Source organism: Clostridium sp. B9, assembly GCF_050509515.1.
GTDB lineage: Bacteria > Bacillota > Clostridia > Clostridiales > Clostridiaceae > Sarcina.
This window is the reverse complement of record NZ_JBNWKA010000003.1, coordinates 2,511,732-2,534,621: the sequence shown is the minus strand read 5'-3', so window position 1 is coordinate 2,534,621 and position 22,890 is coordinate 2,511,732. Positions and strand designations below refer to the sequence as shown.

Here is a 22,890-nt window from a genome sequence, read left to right as displayed (position 1 = left end):
TATTTATATGGAATAGCATACTGAATTTAAAAGGGGGGGAATTAATGCCAAATGTATCAGGAAGAGTAGTTTTTGATGCCAATAGATCAGCTTCAATTGATTTTGGAGATACTGGCCTTGAAAATATACCAGTAGTTTTACAGGATGTTAATACAGGTAATAGGTTAGTAGTTTTAACTGATTTTAGTGGAAACTATACTTTTACAAATGTACCAAATGGAATTTATAGAATAGTTGAAGCTTATGGAACTTTAGGTGGGATACCAACACCAGGAGATTTTTCAGGTGCCATTGTAGGAGTAGTACCAATAGGAGAAGATCCACCAATTACATCAGCAATTAATCCTCCTCCAGGAGCAACAGATATAGATTCATTAAGTCCTAATACTTTGTTTATAACAGTTGCTGGAGCTGATATAAGTAATCAAAATTTTTTAGATGGACCAGTTATTTATACAGATATAGGAGAAATTCTAGATCCATGCACAACAATTAACCCTACCAATTTAATTACAGCAGCTGACAATGGGACATATGGGACTGAACCTGCTGGTAGCACTATAAACACAGCACCAGCGGTTGATCCATATCCAGGGATAGCTTCAGGATTTTCATATATAACACCATTACCACCTGCTACAAGACCTATAGATGGAACCTATACTATTCAAAATATTTCAGGCCTGATGGCTATAAATGCAAGTAATACATGGTGGAGAATTGCAGACCATACTGCTGGAGATGAAACTGGAAGATTTCAAGCTATAGGAGGTTCTAATCCAGGAGCAGTATTTTTTCAAGAAACAATAAATGTAATGCCAAACACAAATTATCTTTTTTCAGCATGGATTTTAAACTTAATAAGAAGAAATGGTTTTGCTGAGCCAAAATTAGGTGTAGAAATATTAGATCAAGGTGGAGGAGTTCTTTATCAGCAAACTTTAGGTAGTGCTATACCAGCATCGATTTTAGCGCCTGAGTGGAAAGAGATAGGGACAGCTTTAAATTCTCAGGGAAATAGCCAATTAACTGTAAGATTTACAAGTGAAGGACCAGCGGCTACAGGTAATGATTATGCTATAGATGATATTGCATTTAGGGAAGTAGATATTCCGACATTTACTCCTATTAAAAGCATAAATAAAAATATTGCAGATATAGGAGAAATAGTAACTTACACAGTAACATTAGAAAATGATTGTGAGAATGATTTAACTAATGTAACCTTTCAAGATATCGTACCAAATGGATTAACTTTTGAGGCTGGAACGGTGACAGTAAATGGAGTAATAAATCCTGCATTAGATCCTAATGTTGGTTTTTCAGTTCCAGATATACAAGGATTAAATACTACCATAATAACTTTTGATGCTAGGGTGGATTCAATACCAGTACCTAATCCAACAGATAATACAGCTAATATGACTTATGAATATACACCAATTACTGGTGGAATACCTAATCAATTTAATCAAAATACGAATATAGTATCATTGTTAGTAAATCATGCAGAATTAAATCCAACAAAAAATGTAGATTTATTCATTGCAGATATTGGTGATGAGTTAACCTATACAATAAGTTTTGCTAATACAGGAAATGTGGATGCAGAAAACGTAGTATTAACAGATTCAGTACCGAGTGGTACAAGTTACGTAGCTGGAAGTTTAACTTCTAATGTAATAGTTACTGGAGATCCAACAAGTACAGTGAATCTAGTGAATCCAGTAGCACCAGGAGAAACGGTTAATATAAGCTTTAGAGTGAGAATAGATACTTTGCCTAATCCAAATCCAATACCAAATACAGGAAACTTAAACTATGAATATACAGTAGATCCATTAAATCCTCAAGTTGAAGTAAATGTTGATACTAATACAGTATTAACACAAGTGAATAATGCGACTTTAATTCCAGTAAAGGGAGTTAATAAAGATTATGCTGATGTAGGAGAAGAGGTAACTTATACAATAAGCTTTACTAATACGGGAAATGTAGATGCTGAGAATATTGAAATTATAGATCCTATTCCAAGTGAAACAGTATATGTTTCAGGTTCATTAATTAGTAATGTTTCCTTTACAGGAGGATCCTGTAAGTAGTATAAGTTTGACCAATCCAGTAGCACCAGGAGAAACAGTAAATTTAAGTTTTAGAGTACTAGTAACGCAGATTCCTACTCCAAATCCAATACCAAATACAGCAAACTTGAATTATGAATATATAGTTGACCTAGCCAATCCACCGGAAGTATCAAATATAGATACAAATACAGTTTTTACACAAGTTAATACTGTAATTATTTTTCCAAATAAATCAGTAGACTTAAATTTTGCTGCAATAGGAGACGAGATAACTTATACAATAAGTTTCAGGAACAGAGGAAATGTAAATGCAAATAATGTGGTTATTACAGATCCAATACCAAATGGCACAAGTTATGTGATTGGTTCATTAAGTGTAAATGTTCCATCAACAGGAGATCCTACAAGTACTATAAATTTAATAAATTCAGTATTACCAGGACAACTTATAACTTTAAGCTTCAGAGTAATAGTGAACACAATTCCAAATCCAAATCCAATACCAAATACAGCTACAATAGATTATGATTACACAGTAGATCCGGATGGAGGTTCTATTAGTGGAAGTATAGATACTAATACAGTAACAACATTAGTAAATAGTGTTTCGATTAATCCAACAAAATCAACAAGTGCCATATACGCAGATATAGGTGATACTGTGACTCATACAATTAGTTTTACTAACACTGGAAATCAAGACGCCATAAATGTTGAAATTACAGATTCTATCCCAAATGGAACCAGTCTTGTATCAGGATCTCTAAATGTAAGTGTTCCTTATACAGGAAATTTAGTAAGTGGAGTAGTTTTAACAAATCCAGTAGCACCAGGAGAAAGTATACTAATAAGTTATGACTTATTAGTAGAGTCAATTCCAAACCCCAATCCTTTTGAAAATACAGCTACAGTTAACTATGATTATATCGTTGATCCAAATGCTCCACCAGTAAGTACTAGTATAGATACAAATACAACAACTACAGAGGTAAGTAGTGCAATTATAGATCCGCCAGTAAAGGGAGCAAATCCAGATGATATAGTTGAAGTAGGAGAGGAAATAGAGTATACAATAAGCTTTACAAATACAGGCAGTGTAGATGCAGAAAATATTGTTATAATCGACCCAGTAAGAAATGGAACTAGTTTGGTAGATGGATCATTAAATGTAAATGTACCTTATACTGGGGATTTAAATAGTGGAATAGTTTTGACAAATTCAGTAGCACCAGGTGAAACAATAATAATATCATATAGACTTTTAGTTGAAGAAATTCCAAGCCCAAATCCCATAACTAATAAAGCAATAGTAACTTATAACTATACAGTTGATCCAGTTAAACCACCAGTAGACAAGGAATCTGAATCTAATGAAGTACAAGTTCTGGTGAATCCAGTTTCTATAGAAAAAATATGTACACCTGAAGAGGTAACATTAGGATATGTTATAAGCTATAATTTTACAATCAGAAATATGTCTGATATAGAGATAAATAATCTTATATTTTTTGATATTCTTCCAGAGGGAGTAGAATTTGTTGAGGGGTCATTTAGAGGAGCTGTTTCTAATAATGTTACTGCTAATGATTTGGTAAATGGAGTTAAAATTGGTAGTATTGGAGCAAGAAAAAATAAAAGCTTGTCTTTTAAAGGAAAGATAATTTCCTTACCATGCTCATTAGAATTTAATAATTCTGCATCTCTAACATATGATATAACCTTGTCTAGTAGTGAGGTTGTTAATAGAGCTGTAGATAGCAATGAATGTCTTGTTGAAGTAAAAATGACAAGTTTTAAGCAATCATTTGCAGATGGTAAATTAAGTATTCCATCTGGTTCAGATGATATGGAATCTTTAATCTCGGTAGAAGTTACAGTCAAAGATGAAGAATATACGGTTATAGATTCTCCAATAGGAATTTCTAATGAAAATCAAAGCTTAACAGGAAAGAAACTAATGATAACTACAACATTTTTAATAAAAATATCTTATGTTGGAACTGATGAGGAGCAAACGGTTTATAGTTTGGAATATGAGGTTAGCTCATGTGAGTTTATTGTGGTTCCAGAGGTAGATAATTATGATTGTCTTATAAATTTAGTTATCAAAATAGAAGATGTATTTTATAGTAAGTTAGATAATAGAAGCTTTTTTTATAATATAACTTATCTCATTGAAAGTGGGATTTAATTAAACTATATTAAGCTTTCTTTGAGATAACGAAAAAATTATATATCTAATAAACATTTAATTGTGTAATAAGGTTTTAAAGAATAATCTATATGAGAAATGAATTTAGGATTTAGTCAAAAAGGAGGGTTAGAATGACATTTATAAATAGATATACAACAACTAAAAATGGGTCAATGATATTTACTGGAAATACAATAGGACTTACAAGGGTGGGAGGACAAGCAAATGTTTTTATAACTCTGGATTTAGGACAACAGGTTCCTGGGTATCCAGCGGGAACTACACTGTCATGGCCTGAAAATGGGTCTTCAGCTCAATTAAATATACCTGCTGGAAGTACAATTTTATATGCGGAACTTCAGTGGGGAGGTACGGCTATTGATACCAATGGGGAAAATGTTACTGCTTTTATAGATGACCCAATAACATTTATAACTCCATTAGGAAGTAATTCAGTATCACCAGATCCGGTTACTGCACAAGAAGGAAATACTGGTTCAATTCAATTCTATTCAAGAAGTCAGGACGTAACTAATTTAGTGAGTGCTGCTAGTAGTGGAACCTATAGTGTTTTGGGAGTTCCAGCAACTATAACTGGTTCTAATGGTTCTGTAGGATGGACATTAGGAGTAATATATGAAAATCCAGCGTTAAGTATACAAAATATGAGTATATATGCTGGAATAGAACCTGTAACTGCTGGGGGTGAACCAGTAGATTTTATTATATCTGGTTTTTTGTCTCCTCCAACAGGACCAGTTGATGCGAGAATATTGGTATCAGCGATGGAAGGAGATTTGAGTGCATCTGGAGATCAATTGCTTTTTGGACCAGATTCGGGAAGTTTATTACCATTATCAGGACCTAATAATCTTGTAAATAATTTCTTCGAGTCTTATATAAATGATGGAGATTCTGAAAGTCCAACAGTCGGACAGCTAGATACTAGTGGAACCTTTGGAAATCTAAACTTACCTATATCCCCAGCAAGATATGGTTGGGATATAACTAATGTTGGATCAACAAATTTTTTAAATAGTCAGACATCAGCAACGGTAAGAGCAACTACTATAGGTGATGGATATTCAATTGGTTTTTTTGGAGTTCAACTTAATGCTGTTTTGATAGATTATGGAGATGCACCAGATACTAGTGCGGGAAATGGGGCTAATAATTATAGTACGTTATTAGCTAATAATGGGCCTAGGCATGGTATTGTAAATAATTTAACCTTGGGAACACAGGTTACTGGAGAAGATGATGCATATCAGAATGCAACAGCAACAGGAGATGATATATCACAGGGAATACAAGATGATGGACCAACGTTTCCAATAACTAATATAGCATTGAATGCTACAACCTATACATTCCCAGTTGATATTTTAAATGATACAGGATCACCTGCCAATGTATATGCATGGGTAGATTTTAATAAAGATGGGATTTTTCAAACAAATGAGGGATTTGTTACAGTAGTAGCAAGTAATCCAGCAGTTCAGAGTGTTAATTTGAATTTTACAGTTCCAGGAGCAACAACTTTAACTGTAGGTTCTACATTTGCAAGAGTACGGGTTACAACAGACTTATTAACAAATACTGGTGGTGCAACAGGTGAAGATACGAGAAGTTTAGGGCTTGCAAGTGATGGAGAGGTTGAAGATTATGAAGTAACCATAGAAGATACTATGATAAATAGTGTGAAAAGTGTTGATCCAGCTTTTGCTGACATTGGTGATGTTATAACATATACAGTTGAACTAACTAATCCAGGTACATTGCCAATAAGTGATGTTCTTTTTCAAGATTCTACTCCTACAGGAACAACTTATAATAATAATCTTTCAGTGAGTACAGCTTTTACAGGTACAAATCCTCAAAGTGGATTAACAATAACAAATATAAATCCAGGAGAAACAGTTACAATTTCGTGGGAAGTACTTGTTGATAACGCAATTCCAACACCAAATCCTATATCTAATACTGGAAATATAACAATACCTAATTTGCCACCAACGACTACTAATAGGGTTGAAACTCAGATTAACACGGCTATTTTAACACCAGTAAAAACAACAGACAAGGACTTTGCCGATATAGGAGATGAAATACTTCATACAATAACTTTTACTAATACAGGAAATGTGGATGCTGAAAATATTGTTATAACTGATCCTTTACCAAATGGAACAAGTTTAGTTCCTAATTCATTAAATGTGAATGTTCCTTATACTGGTGATTTAGAAAATGGAGTACTGCTAACTAATCCAGTAGCACCAGGTGGAACTGTAATAATAAGTTATAGACTTTTAGTAGATGAAATACCAAATCCAAATCCAATACCAAATACAGCAACAGTAGATTATGAATATCTAGTAGATCCAGCTGGTCCGCCGGTAACACAAACAGTAGATTCCAATACAGTTACAACTCAGGTTAACAATGCCACATTAACTCCACAGAAAACAAGTGATACTGAATATGCTGATATAGGAGATGAAATATTTCATACAATAACCTTTACAAACACAGGAAATGTAGATGCAGAAAATGTTGTTATAACTGACCCAATACCAAATGGAACAAGTTTAGTTCCAGGTTCTTTAAGTGTCAATGTTCCTTATAGTGGTGATTTAGATAACGGTATAGTGCTAACTAACCCAGTAGCACCAGGTGAAGCTATAATAATAAGTTATAGACTTTTAATAGAAGATATACCAAATCCAAATCCAATACCGAATACAGCAACAGTAGATTATGAATATACAGTAGATCCGGCAGAGCCACCGGTAACTAAAACTACAGATTCTAATACAACAACAACGGAAGTTAATCATGCTCAAATAGATCCACCGGTTAAAACGGGAAATCCTTCAGATATTGTGCAAGTTGGAGATACAATAGATTATTCAATAACATTTACCAATACAGGAAATGTAGATGCAGAAAATGTTGTTATAACAGATCCAATTAGAAATGGAACAAGCTTAGTTGATGGAAGTTTAACTGTAAATGTTCCTTTTACTGGAGACTTAGATAATGGGATAATCTTAACAAATCCAGTGGCACCAGGTGAAACAATAGTAGTAAATTATACATTGTTAGTGGAAGAAATACCGAATCCTAACCCAATAGTAAATACAGCAACTGTTGATTATGGGTATAGAGTAGATCCAAATGAACCACTAGTTACAAAATCAGTAGATTCAAATACTGTAAGTATATTAGTTAATCCAGTATCTATAACTAAAACATGCACACCATCAGAGGCTTCGTTGACAGAAACTATAACTTATAATTTTACCATAACTAACACAAGCACAGTTGATATAACTAATGTAACCTTCTTTGATATTTTACCAAGTGGGGTAACATTTGTTGAGGATCCTTTGTAGGGTCAACTAATCCAAATGTTATAGCTGATGATTTAATGATTGGAGTTCCATTAGGAACAATAGTAGCTGGAGGTAATGCAAAGTCATCATTTCAAGTAAGGGTTACCAATATACCATGTCCGCAAGAATTTCCTAATATTGCAACAATAACTTATGATGCTGAATTTGAAACTGGAGTTACTAGCACAGTAACTTCAACTAGTAATACATGCACAGTTGAATATAAAACACTAAGTTTTCTCCAATGTTTTAAAGATGGAATACTTGAGATACCATCTCAAAAACCAGATATAGAAAGTATAGTTTCACTTGATATAAATCTATTATTTCAAGATTATGAAATAATAGACTCACCAGTAGGAACATCAAGTTCAAAGCAGAATTTAACAGGAAAGAAGTTATTAATACACTTTAAACTTTGCATTATGGTGACATATATAGCTACAGATAGTGAGCAAAGTGTTCATAGCGCAGAGTATGAACTAGGAAAATGTGAATATATAGTTCTTCCCAATGTAGATAATTATGATTGCTTAATAAATTTAACACATGAGGTTGAAGATGTTTTTTATAGTCAATTGAATAGTAGAAATGTTTTTTACAATATAACGTATATTATAGAAAGTGGCATTTGAAAGTAAAAACTATATAAAGTTAATAGGTGGTTTTTGAAGTAATGATTTAATTTGAAATTATAGAATATAAATCAATTTTATCAGAGTAGAAAGGAGAAATATTATGCCATTTCAATGTGATCCAACCTTTTATCAGTTTGCTGGTAGTCCAAGTAATGTATATGAAATAAATCTTGTAACTGGTGAGGTAACTTTAATAACAACTCTAGCAATAGAGTTAAATGCAATTGGTTATAATCCTATAGATAATCTTATTTATGGAGTTCGTAGTAATGGTGAAGTTTATACTGTTGAATCAGATTTTTCAACTACATTGCTTCCAACACCTATTGGCTTACCAGCCGAACCATTTAATTCAGGGACCTTTGATGAAAATGGATACTATTATATTTTAAGATCTAATCAAACAGTACTTTATGTAATAGACTATAATCCAGGAAGCCCTACATTTGGAAAGTTAGTTGATCCTACAAATGGATATTCAGAACAATTAGGTCCAACTTATGGCGTTCCAATAGCTACTCCTGGAGGGAGTGCGTTAGGAACAGCTGATATCGCTTGGGATGTTGTTACAGGAAATCTTTATGGAGCTATATCGATTGGAGGCTCTGGAGTAATTAGGTGCATAGATGTTATTAATGGTATAGCTACAGATTTACCGACTACTGGTGTGCCTTCAGCTCAATATGGAGCAGCTGGATCCTTTATCGATGGAGAAATGTATTTTCCTACTAATAATACTTTTCAAGTAATTAAGGTAACAACTGATGGGGTAACTGCAACAGGTGAAGTTTTTTCAAATACTCCCGTTACATTTTCAGTAAATGATGGTACAACCTGTATAAATGCAAGGTTAGAAATTGATTTTGGAGATGCACCAGATACGGATACTTCAACTCAAGGGACTGGAAATTATAGAACTCTTTTAGCTAGTGATGGACCAAGACATGGTATTGTAAATACATTGACCCTTGGAACACAAGTTACATCAGAGAGCGATGCATATCAAAATGCAACAGCAACAGGGGATGATATATCACAAGGAATACAGGACGATGGGCCAACATTTCCAATAACTAATATTGCATTAAATGCAACAGATTATACATTATCAGTAGATGTTCTAAATGATACTGGAGTTACTGCAAATGTATATGCATGGATAGACTTTAATAAAGATGGAATTTTTCAAACTGATGAAGGGTTTACAACTACAGTTCTAAGCAATCCATTGCCTCAAAATATAGACTTAGATTTTACGGTTCCAGGTGTAACTACTTTAACTGCTGGATCGACTTTTGCAAGAGTTAGGGTTACTACAGATACATTGACAAATACAGGTGGGGCTACTGGTGAGGATACAAGAAGTTTTGGACCAGCTTCAGATGGAGAGGTTGAGGATTATGAAATAACAATAGAAGATACTATGATAAATAGTGTTAAAAGTGTTAATCCAGCATTTGCTGATTTAGGCGACGTTATAACATATACAGTTGAGCTAACCAATCCAGGAACCTTACCAATAAGCGATGTTTTTTTTCAAGATTCACCACCTTCAGGAACAATTTATAATAACAATCTTTCAGTAAGTACAGCTTTTACAGGTATAGACCCTGATAGTGGACTAACAATAACTAATATAAATCCAGGGGAGATAGTTACAATTTCGTGGGAAGTACTTGTTGATAATGCTATTCCAACACCAAATCCTATAGAAAATACAGGTAATATAACCATACCAAACTTACCACCAACAACGACTAACACTGTTGAAACACAAATTAATACAGCTACCATAACGCCACAAAAAACAGCAGATAAAGCCTTTGCTGATATAGGAGATGAAATATTTCAGACAATAACATTTACTAATACGGGAAACGTAGATGCAGAGAATATTGTTATAACTGATCCTATACCAAATGGAACAAGTTTAGTACCAGGATCGTTAAATATCAATGTTCCTTATACTGGTGATTTGAGTAGTGGAATAGTTTTGACTAACCCATTAGCACCAGGAGAAACTGTAATTATAAGTTATAGACTATTAGTTGAAGATATACCGAATCCAAACCCAATACAAAATACAGCCACAGTAGATTATGAATATACAGTAGACCCAGTAAATCCACCAGTCACGCAAACAGTAGATTCAAATACAACCACAACTGAAGTTAATAATGCTACATTAACTCCACAGAAGACAACTGATAGGGAGTATGCTGATATAGGAGATGAAATATTTAATACAATAACATTTACTAATACAGGAAATGTAGATGCAGAAAATGTTGTTATAACGGATCCTATACCAAATGGAACAAGTCTAGTTCCTGGTTCATTAAGCGTTAATGTTCCTTATACCGGTGATTTGGATAATGGAATAGCGTTAACTAACCCAGTGGCACCAAGTGAAGGAATAATAATAACTTATAGACTTTTAGTAGAATCAATACCAAATCCAAATCCAATCCCCAACACGGCAACAGTAGATTATGAATATACAGTAGATCCAGCAGAGCCTCCTGTAACTCAAACTACAAATTCAAATACAACAACAACAGAGGTTAATCATGCTCAAATAGACCCACCTGTTAAAACTGGGGATCCTTCAGATATTGTACAAGTTGGAGATACAATAGATTATTCAATAACATTTACTAACACTGGAAATGTGGATGCAGAAAATGTTGTTATAACAGATCCAATTAGAAACGGAACAAGTTTAGTTCCAGGGTCATTAAGTGTAAATGTTCCTTTTATAGGTAATTTAAATAGTGGAATAGTTCTAACAAATCCAGTGGGACCAGGGGAAACCATAGTAATAGATTACACATTGCTAGTAGAAGAAATACCAAATCCGAATCCTATAGAAAATACAGCAACTGTTGATTATGGTTATAGAGTTGATCCAAATGAACCTCTAGTTACTGAATCAGTAGATTCAAATACCGTAAGTATATTAGTTAATCCAGTTTCTATAGTAAAAACATGTACTCCATCTAAAGCTGCATTAACAGAAACTATAACTTATCATTTCACAATAACCAATACAAGTGCAGTAGATATAACTAATGTAACATTCTTTGATATTTTGCCAAGTGGAGTAACATTTGTTGATGGATCATTTGTTGGTTCAACTAATCCTAATGTTAAAGCAATAAATTTGGTTAATGGGGTTCCGTTAGGAACAATAGCTGCTGGAGAAACAGCAAGTCCATCATTTCAGGTAACAGTAACTAATATACCATGCCCACAAGAATTTCCTAATATTGCAACAATAACCTATAATGCTGAGTTTCAAACTGGAGTAACTAGTACAGTAACTTCAACTAGTAATACATGTACCGTTGAATATAGAACACTAAGTTTTCTACAATGTTTTAAGGATGGAATACTTGAAATACCATCTCAAAAACCAGATATAGAAAGCCTAATTTCTGTAGATGTAAATCTATTGTTCCAAGATTATGAAGTAATAGACTCACCAGTAGGAACCTCAAATTCAAAACAAAATTTGACAGGTAAAAAATTATTAGTGCATTTTAAACTCTGTATTATAGTGACATATATAGCAGCAGATTCTGAACAAAGTGTCCATAGTGCAGAATATGAATTAGGAAAATGTGAGTATATAGTTCTTCCTAATATAGATGACTATAATTGTTTAATAAGCTTAACTTATGAGGTTGAAGATATTTTTTATAGCCAATTGAATAATAGAAATGTTTTTTATAATATAACTTATATTATTGAAAGTGGTATTTAGAATCTATAAATTTATTTGAAACATCTTACATTAAAATACTTAATTAGGAGTTGGTTTTATGACTTTGATAAATAGGTATACTACAACTAGAAACGGTTCTATGATATTTACAGGAAATACATTGGGACTTAGTAATAACAATTCAGATATAGGGGCATTTATAACTTTAGATAATACAAGTCAAGTTCCAGGATTTCCAGCTGGCACAACACTCCTTTGGCAAGAGAATGGCTCGGAAGCACAATTTAGTTTGCCAGCAGGTAGTACTGTTTTATATGCAGAGCTGCAATGGGGTGGAAATTATAATAGTGGTATTATAAATGATTTAGATACTCCAATAACATTTAACTCACCATCTTCAACATACACAATTTCACCTGACCCAATTACATCACAAGCTGGTCCTATATTTTATTCGCGTAGTCAAAATGTTACTTCTATAATTCAAAGTGATGGAAATGGGGTTTATTCGGTAGAAGGAGTTCCTTCACAAATAAACTCTGGAGTGGCTTCAGCAGGATGGACACTTGGAATAATATATGAAAATCCAGGATTGCCAATTCAAAATATGACTATTTTTTCTGGAGTAGAAGAAATTGGTGCTGGAGCTCCACCTGTTGATTTTAATTTAAGTGGATTTTTAACACCATCTACAGGAAGCATAAATGGAAGAGTATTAATTTCTGCTATGGAGGGAGATTTAGGGCTTGGGGGAGATCAACTTTTTTTTGGACCGGATACAGGAAGTTTAGTAGCCTTAAGTGGACCTAATAATATTATTAATAATTTTTTTGCTTCGCAAATAAATGATGGAGATTCGGAAAGTGCTAATGTAGGGCAGTTAGATACTAGTGGAACATTTGGTACAATAAATGTTCCAACAGATAATCCAGCTAGATATGGGTGGGATATAACAAATGTATTTTCAAATAATTTTGTTAATAATCAGAGTGAGGCTATTGTTAGAATTACATCAACTGGAGATGGATATGCAGTACCACTATTTGGTGTACAGTTAGATTCAGTATTTTTAGATTATGGAGATGCACCAGATACTAGTGCGGGAAATGGGGCTAATAATTATAGTACGTTATTAGCTAATAATGGGCCTAGGCATGGTATTGTAAATAATTTAACCTTGGGAACACAGGTTACTGGAGAAGATGATGCATATCAGAATGCAACAGCAACAGGAGATGATATATCACAGGGAATACAAGATGATGGACCAACATTTCCAATAACTAATATAGCATTGAATGCTACAACCTATACATTCCCAGTTGATATTTTAAATGATACAGGATCACCTGCAAATGTATATGCATGGGTAGATTTTAATAAAGATGGGATTTTTCAAACAAATGAAGGATTTGTTACAGTAGTGGCAAGTAATCCAGCAGTTCAGAGTGTTAATTTGAATTTTACAGTTCCAGGAGCAACAACTTTAACTGTAGGTTCTACATTTGCAAGAGTACGGGTTACAACAGACTTATTAGCAAATACTGGTGGCGCAACAGGTGAAGATACGAGAAGTTTAGGGCTTGCAAGTGATGGAGAGGTTGAAGATTATGAAGTAACCATAGAAGATACTATGATAAATAGTGTGAAAAGTGTTGATCCAGCTTTTGCTGACATTGGTGATGTTATAACATATACAGTTGAACTAACTAATCCAGGTACATTGCCAATAAGTGATGTTCTTTTTCAAGATTCTACTCCTACAGGAACAACTTATAATAATAATCTTTCAGTGAGTACAGCTTTTACAGGTACAAATCCTCAAAGTGGATTAACAATAACAAATATAGATCCAGGAGAAACAGTTACAATTTCGTGGGAAGTACTTGTTGATAACGCAATTCCAACACCAAATCCTATATCTAATACTGGAAATATAACAATACCTAATTTACCACCAACGACTACTAATAGGGTTGAAACTCAGATTAACACGGCTATTTTAACACCAGTAAAAACAACAGACAAGGACTTTGCAGATATAGGAGATGAAATACTTCATACAATAACTTTTACTAATACAGGAAATGTGGATGCTGAAAATATTGTTATAACTGATCCTTTACCAAATGGAACAAGTTTAGTTCCTAATTCATTAAATGTGAATGTTCCTTATAGTGGTGATTTAGAAAATGGGGTAGTGCTAACTAATCCAGTAGCACTAGGTGGAACTGTAATAATAAGTTATAGACTTTTAGTAGAGGAAATACCAAATCCAAATCCAATACCAAATACAGCAACAGTAGATTATGAATATCTAGTAGATCCAGCTGGTCCGCCAGTAACACAAACAGTAGATTCCAATACAGTTACAACTCAGGTTAACAATGCCACATTAACTCCGCAGAAAACAAGTGATACTGAATATGCTGATATAGGAGATGAAATATTTCATACAATAACCTTTACAAACACAGGAAATGTAGATGCAGAAAATGTTGTTATAACTGACCCAATACCAAATGGAACAAGTTTAATTCCAGGTTCCGTAAGTGTCAATGTTCCTTATAGTGGTGATTTAGATAACGGTATAGTGCTAACTAACCCAGTAGCATCAGGTGAAGCTATAATAATAAGTTATAGACTTTTAATAGAAGATATACCAAATCCAAATCCAATACCGAATACAGCAACAGTAGATTATGAATATACAGTAGATCCGGCAGAGCCACCGGTAACTAAAACTACAGATTCTAATACAACAACAACGGAAGTTAATCATGCTCAAATAGATCCACCGGTTAAAACGGGAAATCCTTCAGATATTGTGCAAGTTGGAGATACAATAGATTATTCAATAACATTTACCAATACAGGAAATGTAGATGCAGAAAATGTTGTTATAACAGATCCAATTAGAAATGGAACAAGCTTAGTTGATGGAAGTTTAACTGTAAATGTTCCTTTTACTGGAGACTTAGATAATGGGATAATCTTAACAAATCCAGTGGTGCCAGGTGAAACAATAGTAGTAAATTATACATTGTTAGTGGAAGAAATACCGAATCCTAACCCAATAGTAAATACAGCAACTGTTGATTATGGGTATAGAGTAGATCCAAATGAACCACTAGTTACAAAATCAGTAGATTCAAATACTGTAAGTATATTAGTTAATCCAGTATCTATAACTAAAACATGCACACCATCAGAGGCTTCGTTGACAGAGACTATAACCTATAATTTTACCATAACTAATACGAGTACAGTTGATATAACCAACGTAACTTTCTTTGATATATTACCAAGTGGAGTAACATTTGTTGAGGGATCCTTTGTAGGGTCAACAAATCCCAATGTTACAGCAGATGATTTAGTTAATGGAGTTCCATTAGGAACAATAGTAGCAGGTGGGAATGCAAGTCCATCATTTCAAGTAACAGTAACTAATATACCATGTCCACAAGAATTTCCTAATATTGCAACAATAACTTACGATGCTGAATTTGAAACAGGAGTAACTAGTACAGTAACTTCAACTAGTAATACATGCACAGTTGAATATAGAACACTAAGTTTTCTTCAATGTTTTAAAGATGGAATACTTGAGATACCATCTCAAAAACCAGATATAGAAAGTATAGTTTCACTTGATATAAATCTATTATTTCAAGATTATGAAATAATAGACTCACCAGTAGGAACATCAAGTTCAAAGCAGAATTTAACAGGAAAGAAGTTATTAATACACTTTAAACTTTGCATTATGGTGACATATATAGCTACAGATAGTGAGCAAAGTGTTCATAGCGCAGAGTATGAACTAGGAAAATGTGAATATATAGTTCTTCCCAATGTAGATAATTATGATTGCTTAATAAATTTAACACATGAGGTTGAAGATGTTTTTTATAGTCAATTAAATAGTAGAAATGTTTTCTATAATATAACTTATATTATAGAAAGTGGTATTTAATGGTTGGATGAAAAGTTAAAGTAAACATTAGAATCTAACTATGCAAATTTATATTATATAGTTAATTAAATTGGAAAGAAGGGAGGCAAACAAGTGACAATTATAAACAGATTTGCAACAACCCAAAGGGGAGCGATGTTGATCACAGGAAATACACTTGGATTAAGTATTAACAATGCAGATGCTGGGGCTTTCATAACTTTGGATACATCTCAACAAGTAGCTGGATTCCCAGCGGGAAGTACTTTGCTATGGCAAAATAATAGTTCATCTGCTCAGGTTAATATACCTGCAGGAAGTACGGTTTTGTATGCCGAACTTCAATGGGGCGGAACATCTATAGATAGTAATGGGGATAATGTAACAGCTTTTCTCAATAATTCGATTACATTCACTACTCCATTAGGAAATAACACAATATCACCAGATCCAGCAACTGCACAAGAAGCAAATGCAGGTGCAGTTCAATTTTATTCAAGAAGTCAAGATGTAACATCTTTAATTCAAGCGGCTGGTAACGGAACTTATACGGTGGCTGGGGTTCCAGCATCAATAAATGGTGGAAATAGCTCAGTTGGGTGGTCGTTAGGAATAATTTATGGAAATCCAACATTTAGCATACAAAATATGAGTATTTACTCTGGTATTGAGGGAATAACAGCAGGTAGCCCACCTGTGGATTTCACAGTAAGTGGTTTTTTAGCACCTTCATCTGGCCCAGTAAGTGCTAGAATACTTGTATCTGCGATGGAAGGAGATCTTGGGAATGCAGGGGATCAAATGCTATTTGGTCCTAATACTGCAAGTTTAGTTAATTTATCAGGACCAAATAACCCATCTAATAACTTTTTTAAGTCTGCAATAAATGATGGAAGTTCAGTAAGTCCTACTGTGGGACAAGTTGATACTAGTGGAACTTTTGGGACGTTAAATCTTCCTGCATTACCAGCTAGATATGGATGGGATATAACCAATGTTCAGTCTACTAATTTTGTTAACAATCAAACTTCCGCTGTTGTAAGAATAACAACTGTAGGAGATGGTTATGCAGCAGGATTTTTTGGAGTGCAATTAGATGCAGTTGAAATAGATTATGGAGATGCACCTGATACAAATTCAGCCACACAAAGTCCAGGAAACTATAGAACAACACTAGCATCAGATGGTCCACGACATGGAATAGGTAATTCTTTGAGACTTGGATCTCAAATAACTGGTGAAGATGATGCATACCAAAATAGAACAGCTGATGGAGATGATCAAGCTAAAGGAATCCAAGATGATGGAACTACATTTCCACTAACGCCATTAGGATATAACGATAACACATATTCACTAGATGTTGTAGTTAATAATAACTTAGGAGAAGATGCTAATCTTTATGCATGGTTAGATTTTAATCAAGATGGTATATTTCAAAGTAATGAGGGAGTGGAATTAATAGTTCCATCTAATCCAGCTCCGCAGACGGTAACATTAAATTTTAATAGACCTGCTAACTCATATAGACCAATAGGTAATACTTATGTAAGAGTTAGAGTAACAACTGAAGATTTAGTTAATAGTGGTATATCAACTGCGGAGGACACACGAAGTTTTGGTTTAGCTAATGATGGTGAGGTGGAAGATTATTTTTTACCAATAACCAATGTACCTTTTACTTGCGGGCCAATAGCTTATAGGGTGGCTACTGTAGGAACTCAAAATCAACTTACAGAAGTAAATTTAATAACTGGAGATATAACAGTTGTTAATCCGAATTTTGGAGCAGCAATAAATTCAATAGGCTATAACACTTTAGATAATTTAATTTATGGAACTTTAAATTCAGATCATAGCATAGTGGTTTTAGATGCAAATGGAAATTTAGGTGTAATAGGACAGGTGCCAAATCTTCCTAATAATGGTTTTAATACTGGGGCTTTTGATGATGCTGGTCATTTATATATATATCAAAGAAATCAAGCTAGATTTTATGTAGTAGATCTAGATCAAACGTCACCTACCTATATGCAATTAGTTGACCCAACTGCTGGATTTGTTTTAGATACAGCTCCATATGGAACAGCAGTTTCTGCACCTTTAGATATAAGTGATTGGGCGTTTAGTTTGGTAGATGGAAATTTATATGGAGTTGCTGCTAGTGGTACAATTCAATGTTTAGATCCAACTACAGGGAATGTTGTGAATTTAGTTACATCAGGAGTACCAGCTGGAATATATGGTTCAATTTATAGTTATGCTAATGGAGAATTGTATGTAACAAGAAATTCAGATGGTAATATATATAGAGTTGATATAAATCCACCAAATGCAACTGGAGAGTTTTTTTCACAAGAAATTGCTAGTGGAAATAATGATGGAGCTTCATGTGTTAATGCTGATATATTAATAGATTTTGGAGACGCTCCAGATACTGGTGCTGGAAATGGACCAGGGAATTACAGTACATTGTTAGCTAATAATGGGCCAAGACATGGAATAGTAAATAATTTAACTATTGGAACACAAGTTACGGCAGAAGATGATGCTTATCAAAATGCAACAGCAACAGGAGATGATATTTCTCAAGGAATTCAAGATGATGGTCCAACTTTTCCTTTGACTAATATGGCATTAAACGCCACCAGTTATACATTGCCTATAGATGTTGTAAATGATACGGGTGAAATAGCTAATTTATATGCTTGGATAGATTTCAATAAGGATGGAATATTTCAAACTGACGAAGGCTTTATAACAACTGTTCCAAGTAGTCCTGCTACTCAAAATATAAATTTGAACTTTAATGTCCCAGCAGGAACAATATTAACTCCAGGTCAGACCTTTGTAAGAGTTAGATTAACAACAGATGATCTAATAAATACAGGAGGAGTTACAGAGGAAGATACAAGAAGTTTAGGTGCAGCTAGTGATGGAGAAGTTGAAGATTATGAATTAATAATAGAGGATACAAGATTAAATATAGCAAAAAGTGTAGATGAGAATTTTTCAGATATTGATGATGTTTTAACTTACACAGTAACAATAACAAATCCAGGAACACTTCCGATTGATGATGTATTTTTCCAAGATTCTATTCCACCAGGAACAGTATATAATAATAATCTTTTTGTAGATACTGCTTTTACTGGCTTAGACCCTCAGACGGGATTAACTATAACTACAATAAATCCAGGACAAACTGTTACAATTTCTTGGGAAGTACAAGTGGATAATGCGATTCCAGCACCTAATCCAATATTAAATACAGGAGAAGTTACAATACCAGGATTACCAACCGAAGAAACTAATACAGTTCAAACTCAGGTTAATTTCGTAGAACTCACACCAGTTAAATATGTAGATAAGAATTTTGCAGACGTTGGTGATGAATTAACTTATACAATAACATTTACACCAGAAGGAAATGTAGATGCAGAAAATGTTGTTATAACAGATACAATACCAAATGATACCACATATGTGCCAGGTTCTATAAATAGTAATGTAGCTTTTACCGGAGATCCAACAAGTCAGATAAATTTAATAAATCCAGTAGCACCAGGAGAAACTGTAACAGTAACTTTTAGAGTTTCTGTAGATGCTGTACCAATTCCAAATCCAATACCAAATACAGCTACAGTAGATTATGAATATGTAGTAGACCCAGCTGATCCTTTGGTAAGTGTAAATATAGATTCTAATACTGTAACAACTCAGATCAATCATGCCGAGCTAAATCCATTAAAATCTGTAAGTGATGTATTTGCTGATGTTGGTGATGTAATAACATATACAATAACATTTACCAATACAGGTAATGTAGATGCAGAAAATGTTTTTATTGTAGATCCAATACCAAATGATACAACCTATGTACCAGCTTCAATTTCAGTTAATGTACCTTTTACAGGAGATCCAACAACACAAATTGACCTAACCAATCCAGTAGCACCAGGAGAAACAGTAACAATAACCTTTGATGTAACTATAGATAGAATACCAAATCCAAATCCAATACCAAATACAGCAACTGTAAATTATGAACACATAGTTGACCCTGCAGATCCACCAAATGTGGAAAGTAAAGATACAAATACTGTTACAACATTGGTTAATCATGGAGAATTAGTAGCAACAAAGGCTGTTGATAAAGAGTTTGCTCAAGTAGGAGAAGAAGTAGTATATACAATAACTTTTACTAACATAGGAAATGTAGCTGTTGATAATGTGATTGTAACAGATTCAATACCAAATGGAACAAGCTATGTACCTGGTTCTATAAGTAGTAATGTGGCATTTACAGGAAATCCAACAAGTCAGATAAATATAATAAATTCAATTGCTCCAGCTGAAACTGTAGTAATATCTTATAGTGTTTTAATAAATGAAATACCAAATCCAAATCCAATACCAAATAAAGCAACAATAGATTATGAGTATATAGTAGATCCAACAGAGCCACCAGTAACAGCTACTATAGATACAAACACAGTAACAACACAGGTTAATTCTGCAATAATAAATCCAATAAAAGCTGTTAATAAGGAATTTGCTGAAGTAGGGGATGAGATAACTTATACTATAAGCTTTACTAATACAGGAAATGTAGATGCTGAAAATATCATAGTAACAGATCCAATACCAAATGGAACAAGCTATGTACCTGGTTCTATAAGTAGTAATGTGGCATTTACAGGAAATCCAACAAGTCAAATAAATATAACAAGTCCTCTTGGACCAGGAGAAACTGTAACTATTATATTTAACGTATTAATAGATGAAATACCAAATCCAAATCCAATACCAAATAAAGCTACAGTGGATTATGAATATGTGGTAGATCCTGCTGAAACACCAGTAACAGCTACTATAGATACAAATACAGTAACCACATTGGTTAATTTTTCAGAACTAAATCCTATAAAGTCTGTAGATAAGGAATATGCAAAGGTTGGAGATGAAATAAGTTATACGATAAGCTTTATCAACACTGGGAATGTAGATGCTGAAAATATCATAGTAACAGATTCAGTACCAAATGGAACAAGCTATGTAGCAGGTTCTATAACATCTAATGTAGCATTTACAGGAGACCCAACAAGTCAAATAAATATAACTAATTCACTTGCACCGGGAGAAAATGTAATAATAACATTTAGAGTATTAATAGAAGAAATTCCTAGTCCCAATCCAATACCGAATACAGCTACAATAAATTATGAATATGTAGTAGATCCAGCAGAACCATTAGTACCAGGTAGTGAAATTACTAATACAGTAACAACTGAAGTAAGAGAGGCCTTAATTAATCCATTAAAAAGTGTAGACAAGGAATATGCTGATATTGGAGATGAAATAACATACACTATAACTTTTACTAATACTGGTAATGTTGATTTGGAAAATGTTGAGGTGGTAGATCCAATACCTAATGATACAACTTATGTAAGTGGTTCAATTACAGCTAATGTTTCATTTACAGGAAATCCAACAACATCAGTTCACTTAACTAATACAGTAAGTGTTGGGGAAACAGTAGTAATAGTATTTAAAGTCATAGTTGATAATATACCTAACCCCAATCCTATTCCTAATACAGCAACAATAAATTATAGTTACGAATTGGTTCCAGGAGAACCATTAGTGGATGAGAGTATAGACACAAATACAGTTTATACTGAGGTTAGAAATGCAGATCTTGGTCCAGTTGAAAAAAGTGCTGATAAAGATTTTGTACAAGTAGGAGATACTATAAATTATAGTATTACTTTTACCAACACAGGGAATGTGGCAGCAGAAAATGTTTCTATAGTTGATGGGCTACGAAATGGGACAACACTAGTTCCAGGAACTTTATTTGTAAATGTTCCTTATACGGGTGATTTAAACACAGGATTATTACTTACAAATCCAGTTGAGCCAGGAGAAACAATAGTAATAAACTATACTTTATTAGTTAACGAAGTTCCAAACCCTAATCCTATAGAAAATACAGCAAAAGTAACCTATGAGTATACAGTTGATCCAAATAAACCACCAAAAGAAAAGGAAATTGATTCTAATACAGTAGATGTATTTGTAAATCCAGTGGAGATTATAAAAACTTGTTCTCCTAAAGAAGTAGCATTAGGAGGAGTTATAACGTACAACTTTACCATAATAAACTCCTCAGAGGTTGAAATTACAAATGTAATCTTTTTTGATAAGTTACCTAGTGGTGTTGAGTTTATAGAAGGGTCTTTTAAGGGAGCAATAAGTAATAATGTTATAGCAAGTGACTTGATAAGTGGAGTTCCTTTAGGTGATATAAATTCGAAGGAATTAAAGCTAATTTCCTTTAAGGTTAGGGTGAATAATGTTCCTTGTCCAGCAGAATTCCCTAATGTAGCTAGCTTAGACTATAGAGCTGAATTCACAACTGGAGAAATAAGCAATATAACATCACTTAGTAATGAATGTACTGTGGATTTGAAGAAACTCGGATTTAAACAAGAGTTTATAAGTGATGTACTTGAAATACCAGTAGAAAAGCCTGATATTGAGAGGATTTTATCCTTTGAAGTTAATGTAGTATTTGATGGATATGAAATTATAGAATCACCTGTAGGAATAGCTTTATCTAAAAAAAATTTAACAGGCAAAAAGGTAGTGGTAAATTACAAAATATGTGCAAAGGTAGTTTATGTAGCCAATAATGATGAGCAAAGTGTTCATAGTGCACATTATGAGATTTCTATATGTAATTATATCGTATTACCAACCAATATTGAGTTAAATTGTGTTTTGAATTTTTACTACGTAGAAGAGGATATTTATTATAATAAGTTAAATGAAAGGAAGTTTTTTTATGCTATAACTTATTTAATTGAAAGTGGAGTTTAAAAATTAAAT

At 33.4% G+C, this 22,890-nt stretch carries 7 protein-coding genes; all 7 read left to right on the top strand.

The annotated features are described in order from the left end of the window. Positions 1-44: 44 nt before the first annotated feature. The 7 genes from ACQZHJ_RS11135 (at position 45) to ACQZHJ_RS11105 (ending at position 22,881) form a co-directional block, all read left to right on the top strand. Positions 45-2,102, top strand: a complete 2,058-nt coding sequence (locus tag ACQZHJ_RS11135) for a cell surface protein (protein WP_430485628.1) — start codon at positions 45-47, stop codon at positions 2,100-2,102. After that, positions 2,071-4,275: a hypothetical protein gene (locus tag ACQZHJ_RS11130; protein WP_430485627.1), complete on the top strand. Its 2,205-nt coding sequence runs from the start codon at positions 2,071-2,073 to the stop codon at positions 4,273-4,275. Before ACQZHJ_RS11135 ends, ACQZHJ_RS11130 begins: the two co-directional genes overlap by 32 nt. A gap of 134 nt (positions 4,276-4,409) precedes the next feature. Continuing rightward, complete coding sequence (locus ACQZHJ_RS11125; protein WP_430485626.1) at positions 4,410-7,673, top strand: DUF7507 domain-containing protein; 3,264 nt, start codon at positions 4,410-4,412, stop codon at positions 7,671-7,673. Positions 7,674-7,708: 35 nt separating this feature from the next. After that, positions 7,709-8,308: a hypothetical protein gene (locus tag ACQZHJ_RS11120; protein ID WP_430485625.1), complete on the top strand. Its 600-nt coding sequence runs from the start codon at positions 7,709-7,711 to the stop codon at positions 8,306-8,308. Between the two features lie 103 nt (positions 8,309-8,411). Further along, positions 8,412-12,077, top strand: coding sequence for a DUF7507 domain-containing protein (locus ACQZHJ_RS11115; RefSeq protein ID WP_430485624.1), 3,666 nt, complete (start codon positions 8,412-8,414; stop codon positions 12,075-12,077). A gap of 58 nt (positions 12,078-12,135) precedes the next feature. Beyond that, positions 12,136-16,014: a DUF7507 domain-containing protein gene (locus tag ACQZHJ_RS11110; RefSeq protein ID WP_430485623.1), complete on the top strand. Its 3,879-nt coding sequence runs from the start codon at positions 12,136-12,138 to the stop codon at positions 16,012-16,014. Between the two features lie 93 nt (positions 16,015-16,107). After that, positions 16,108-22,881, top strand: a complete 6,774-nt coding sequence (locus tag ACQZHJ_RS11105; protein ID WP_430485622.1) for a DUF7507 domain-containing protein — start codon at positions 16,108-16,110, stop codon at positions 22,879-22,881. Positions 22,882-22,890 lie beyond the last annotated feature (9 nt).

Bases quoted from the DNA above. Each gene is read 5' to 3' on its own strand.
- ACQZHJ_RS11115 (WP_430485624.1), top strand. From the start codon at position 8,412: ATGCCATTTCAATGTGATCCAACCTTTTATCAGTTTGCTGGTAGTCCA.
- ACQZHJ_RS11135 (WP_430485628.1), top strand. From the start codon at position 45: ATGCCAAATGTATCAGGAAGAGTAGTTTTTGATGCCAATAGATCAGCT.
- ACQZHJ_RS11130 (WP_430485627.1), top strand. From the start codon at position 2,071: ATGTTTCCTTTACAGGAGGATCCTGTAAGTAGTATAAGTTTGACCAAT.
- ACQZHJ_RS11125 (WP_430485626.1), top strand. From the start codon at position 4,410: ATGACATTTATAAATAGATATACAACAACTAAAAATGGGTCAATGATA.
- ACQZHJ_RS11110 (WP_430485623.1), top strand. From the start codon at position 12,136: ATGACTTTGATAAATAGGTATACTACAACTAGAAACGGTTCTATGATA.
- ACQZHJ_RS11120 (WP_430485625.1), top strand. From the start codon at position 7,709: ATGATTGGAGTTCCATTAGGAACAATAGTAGCTGGAGGTAATGCAAAG.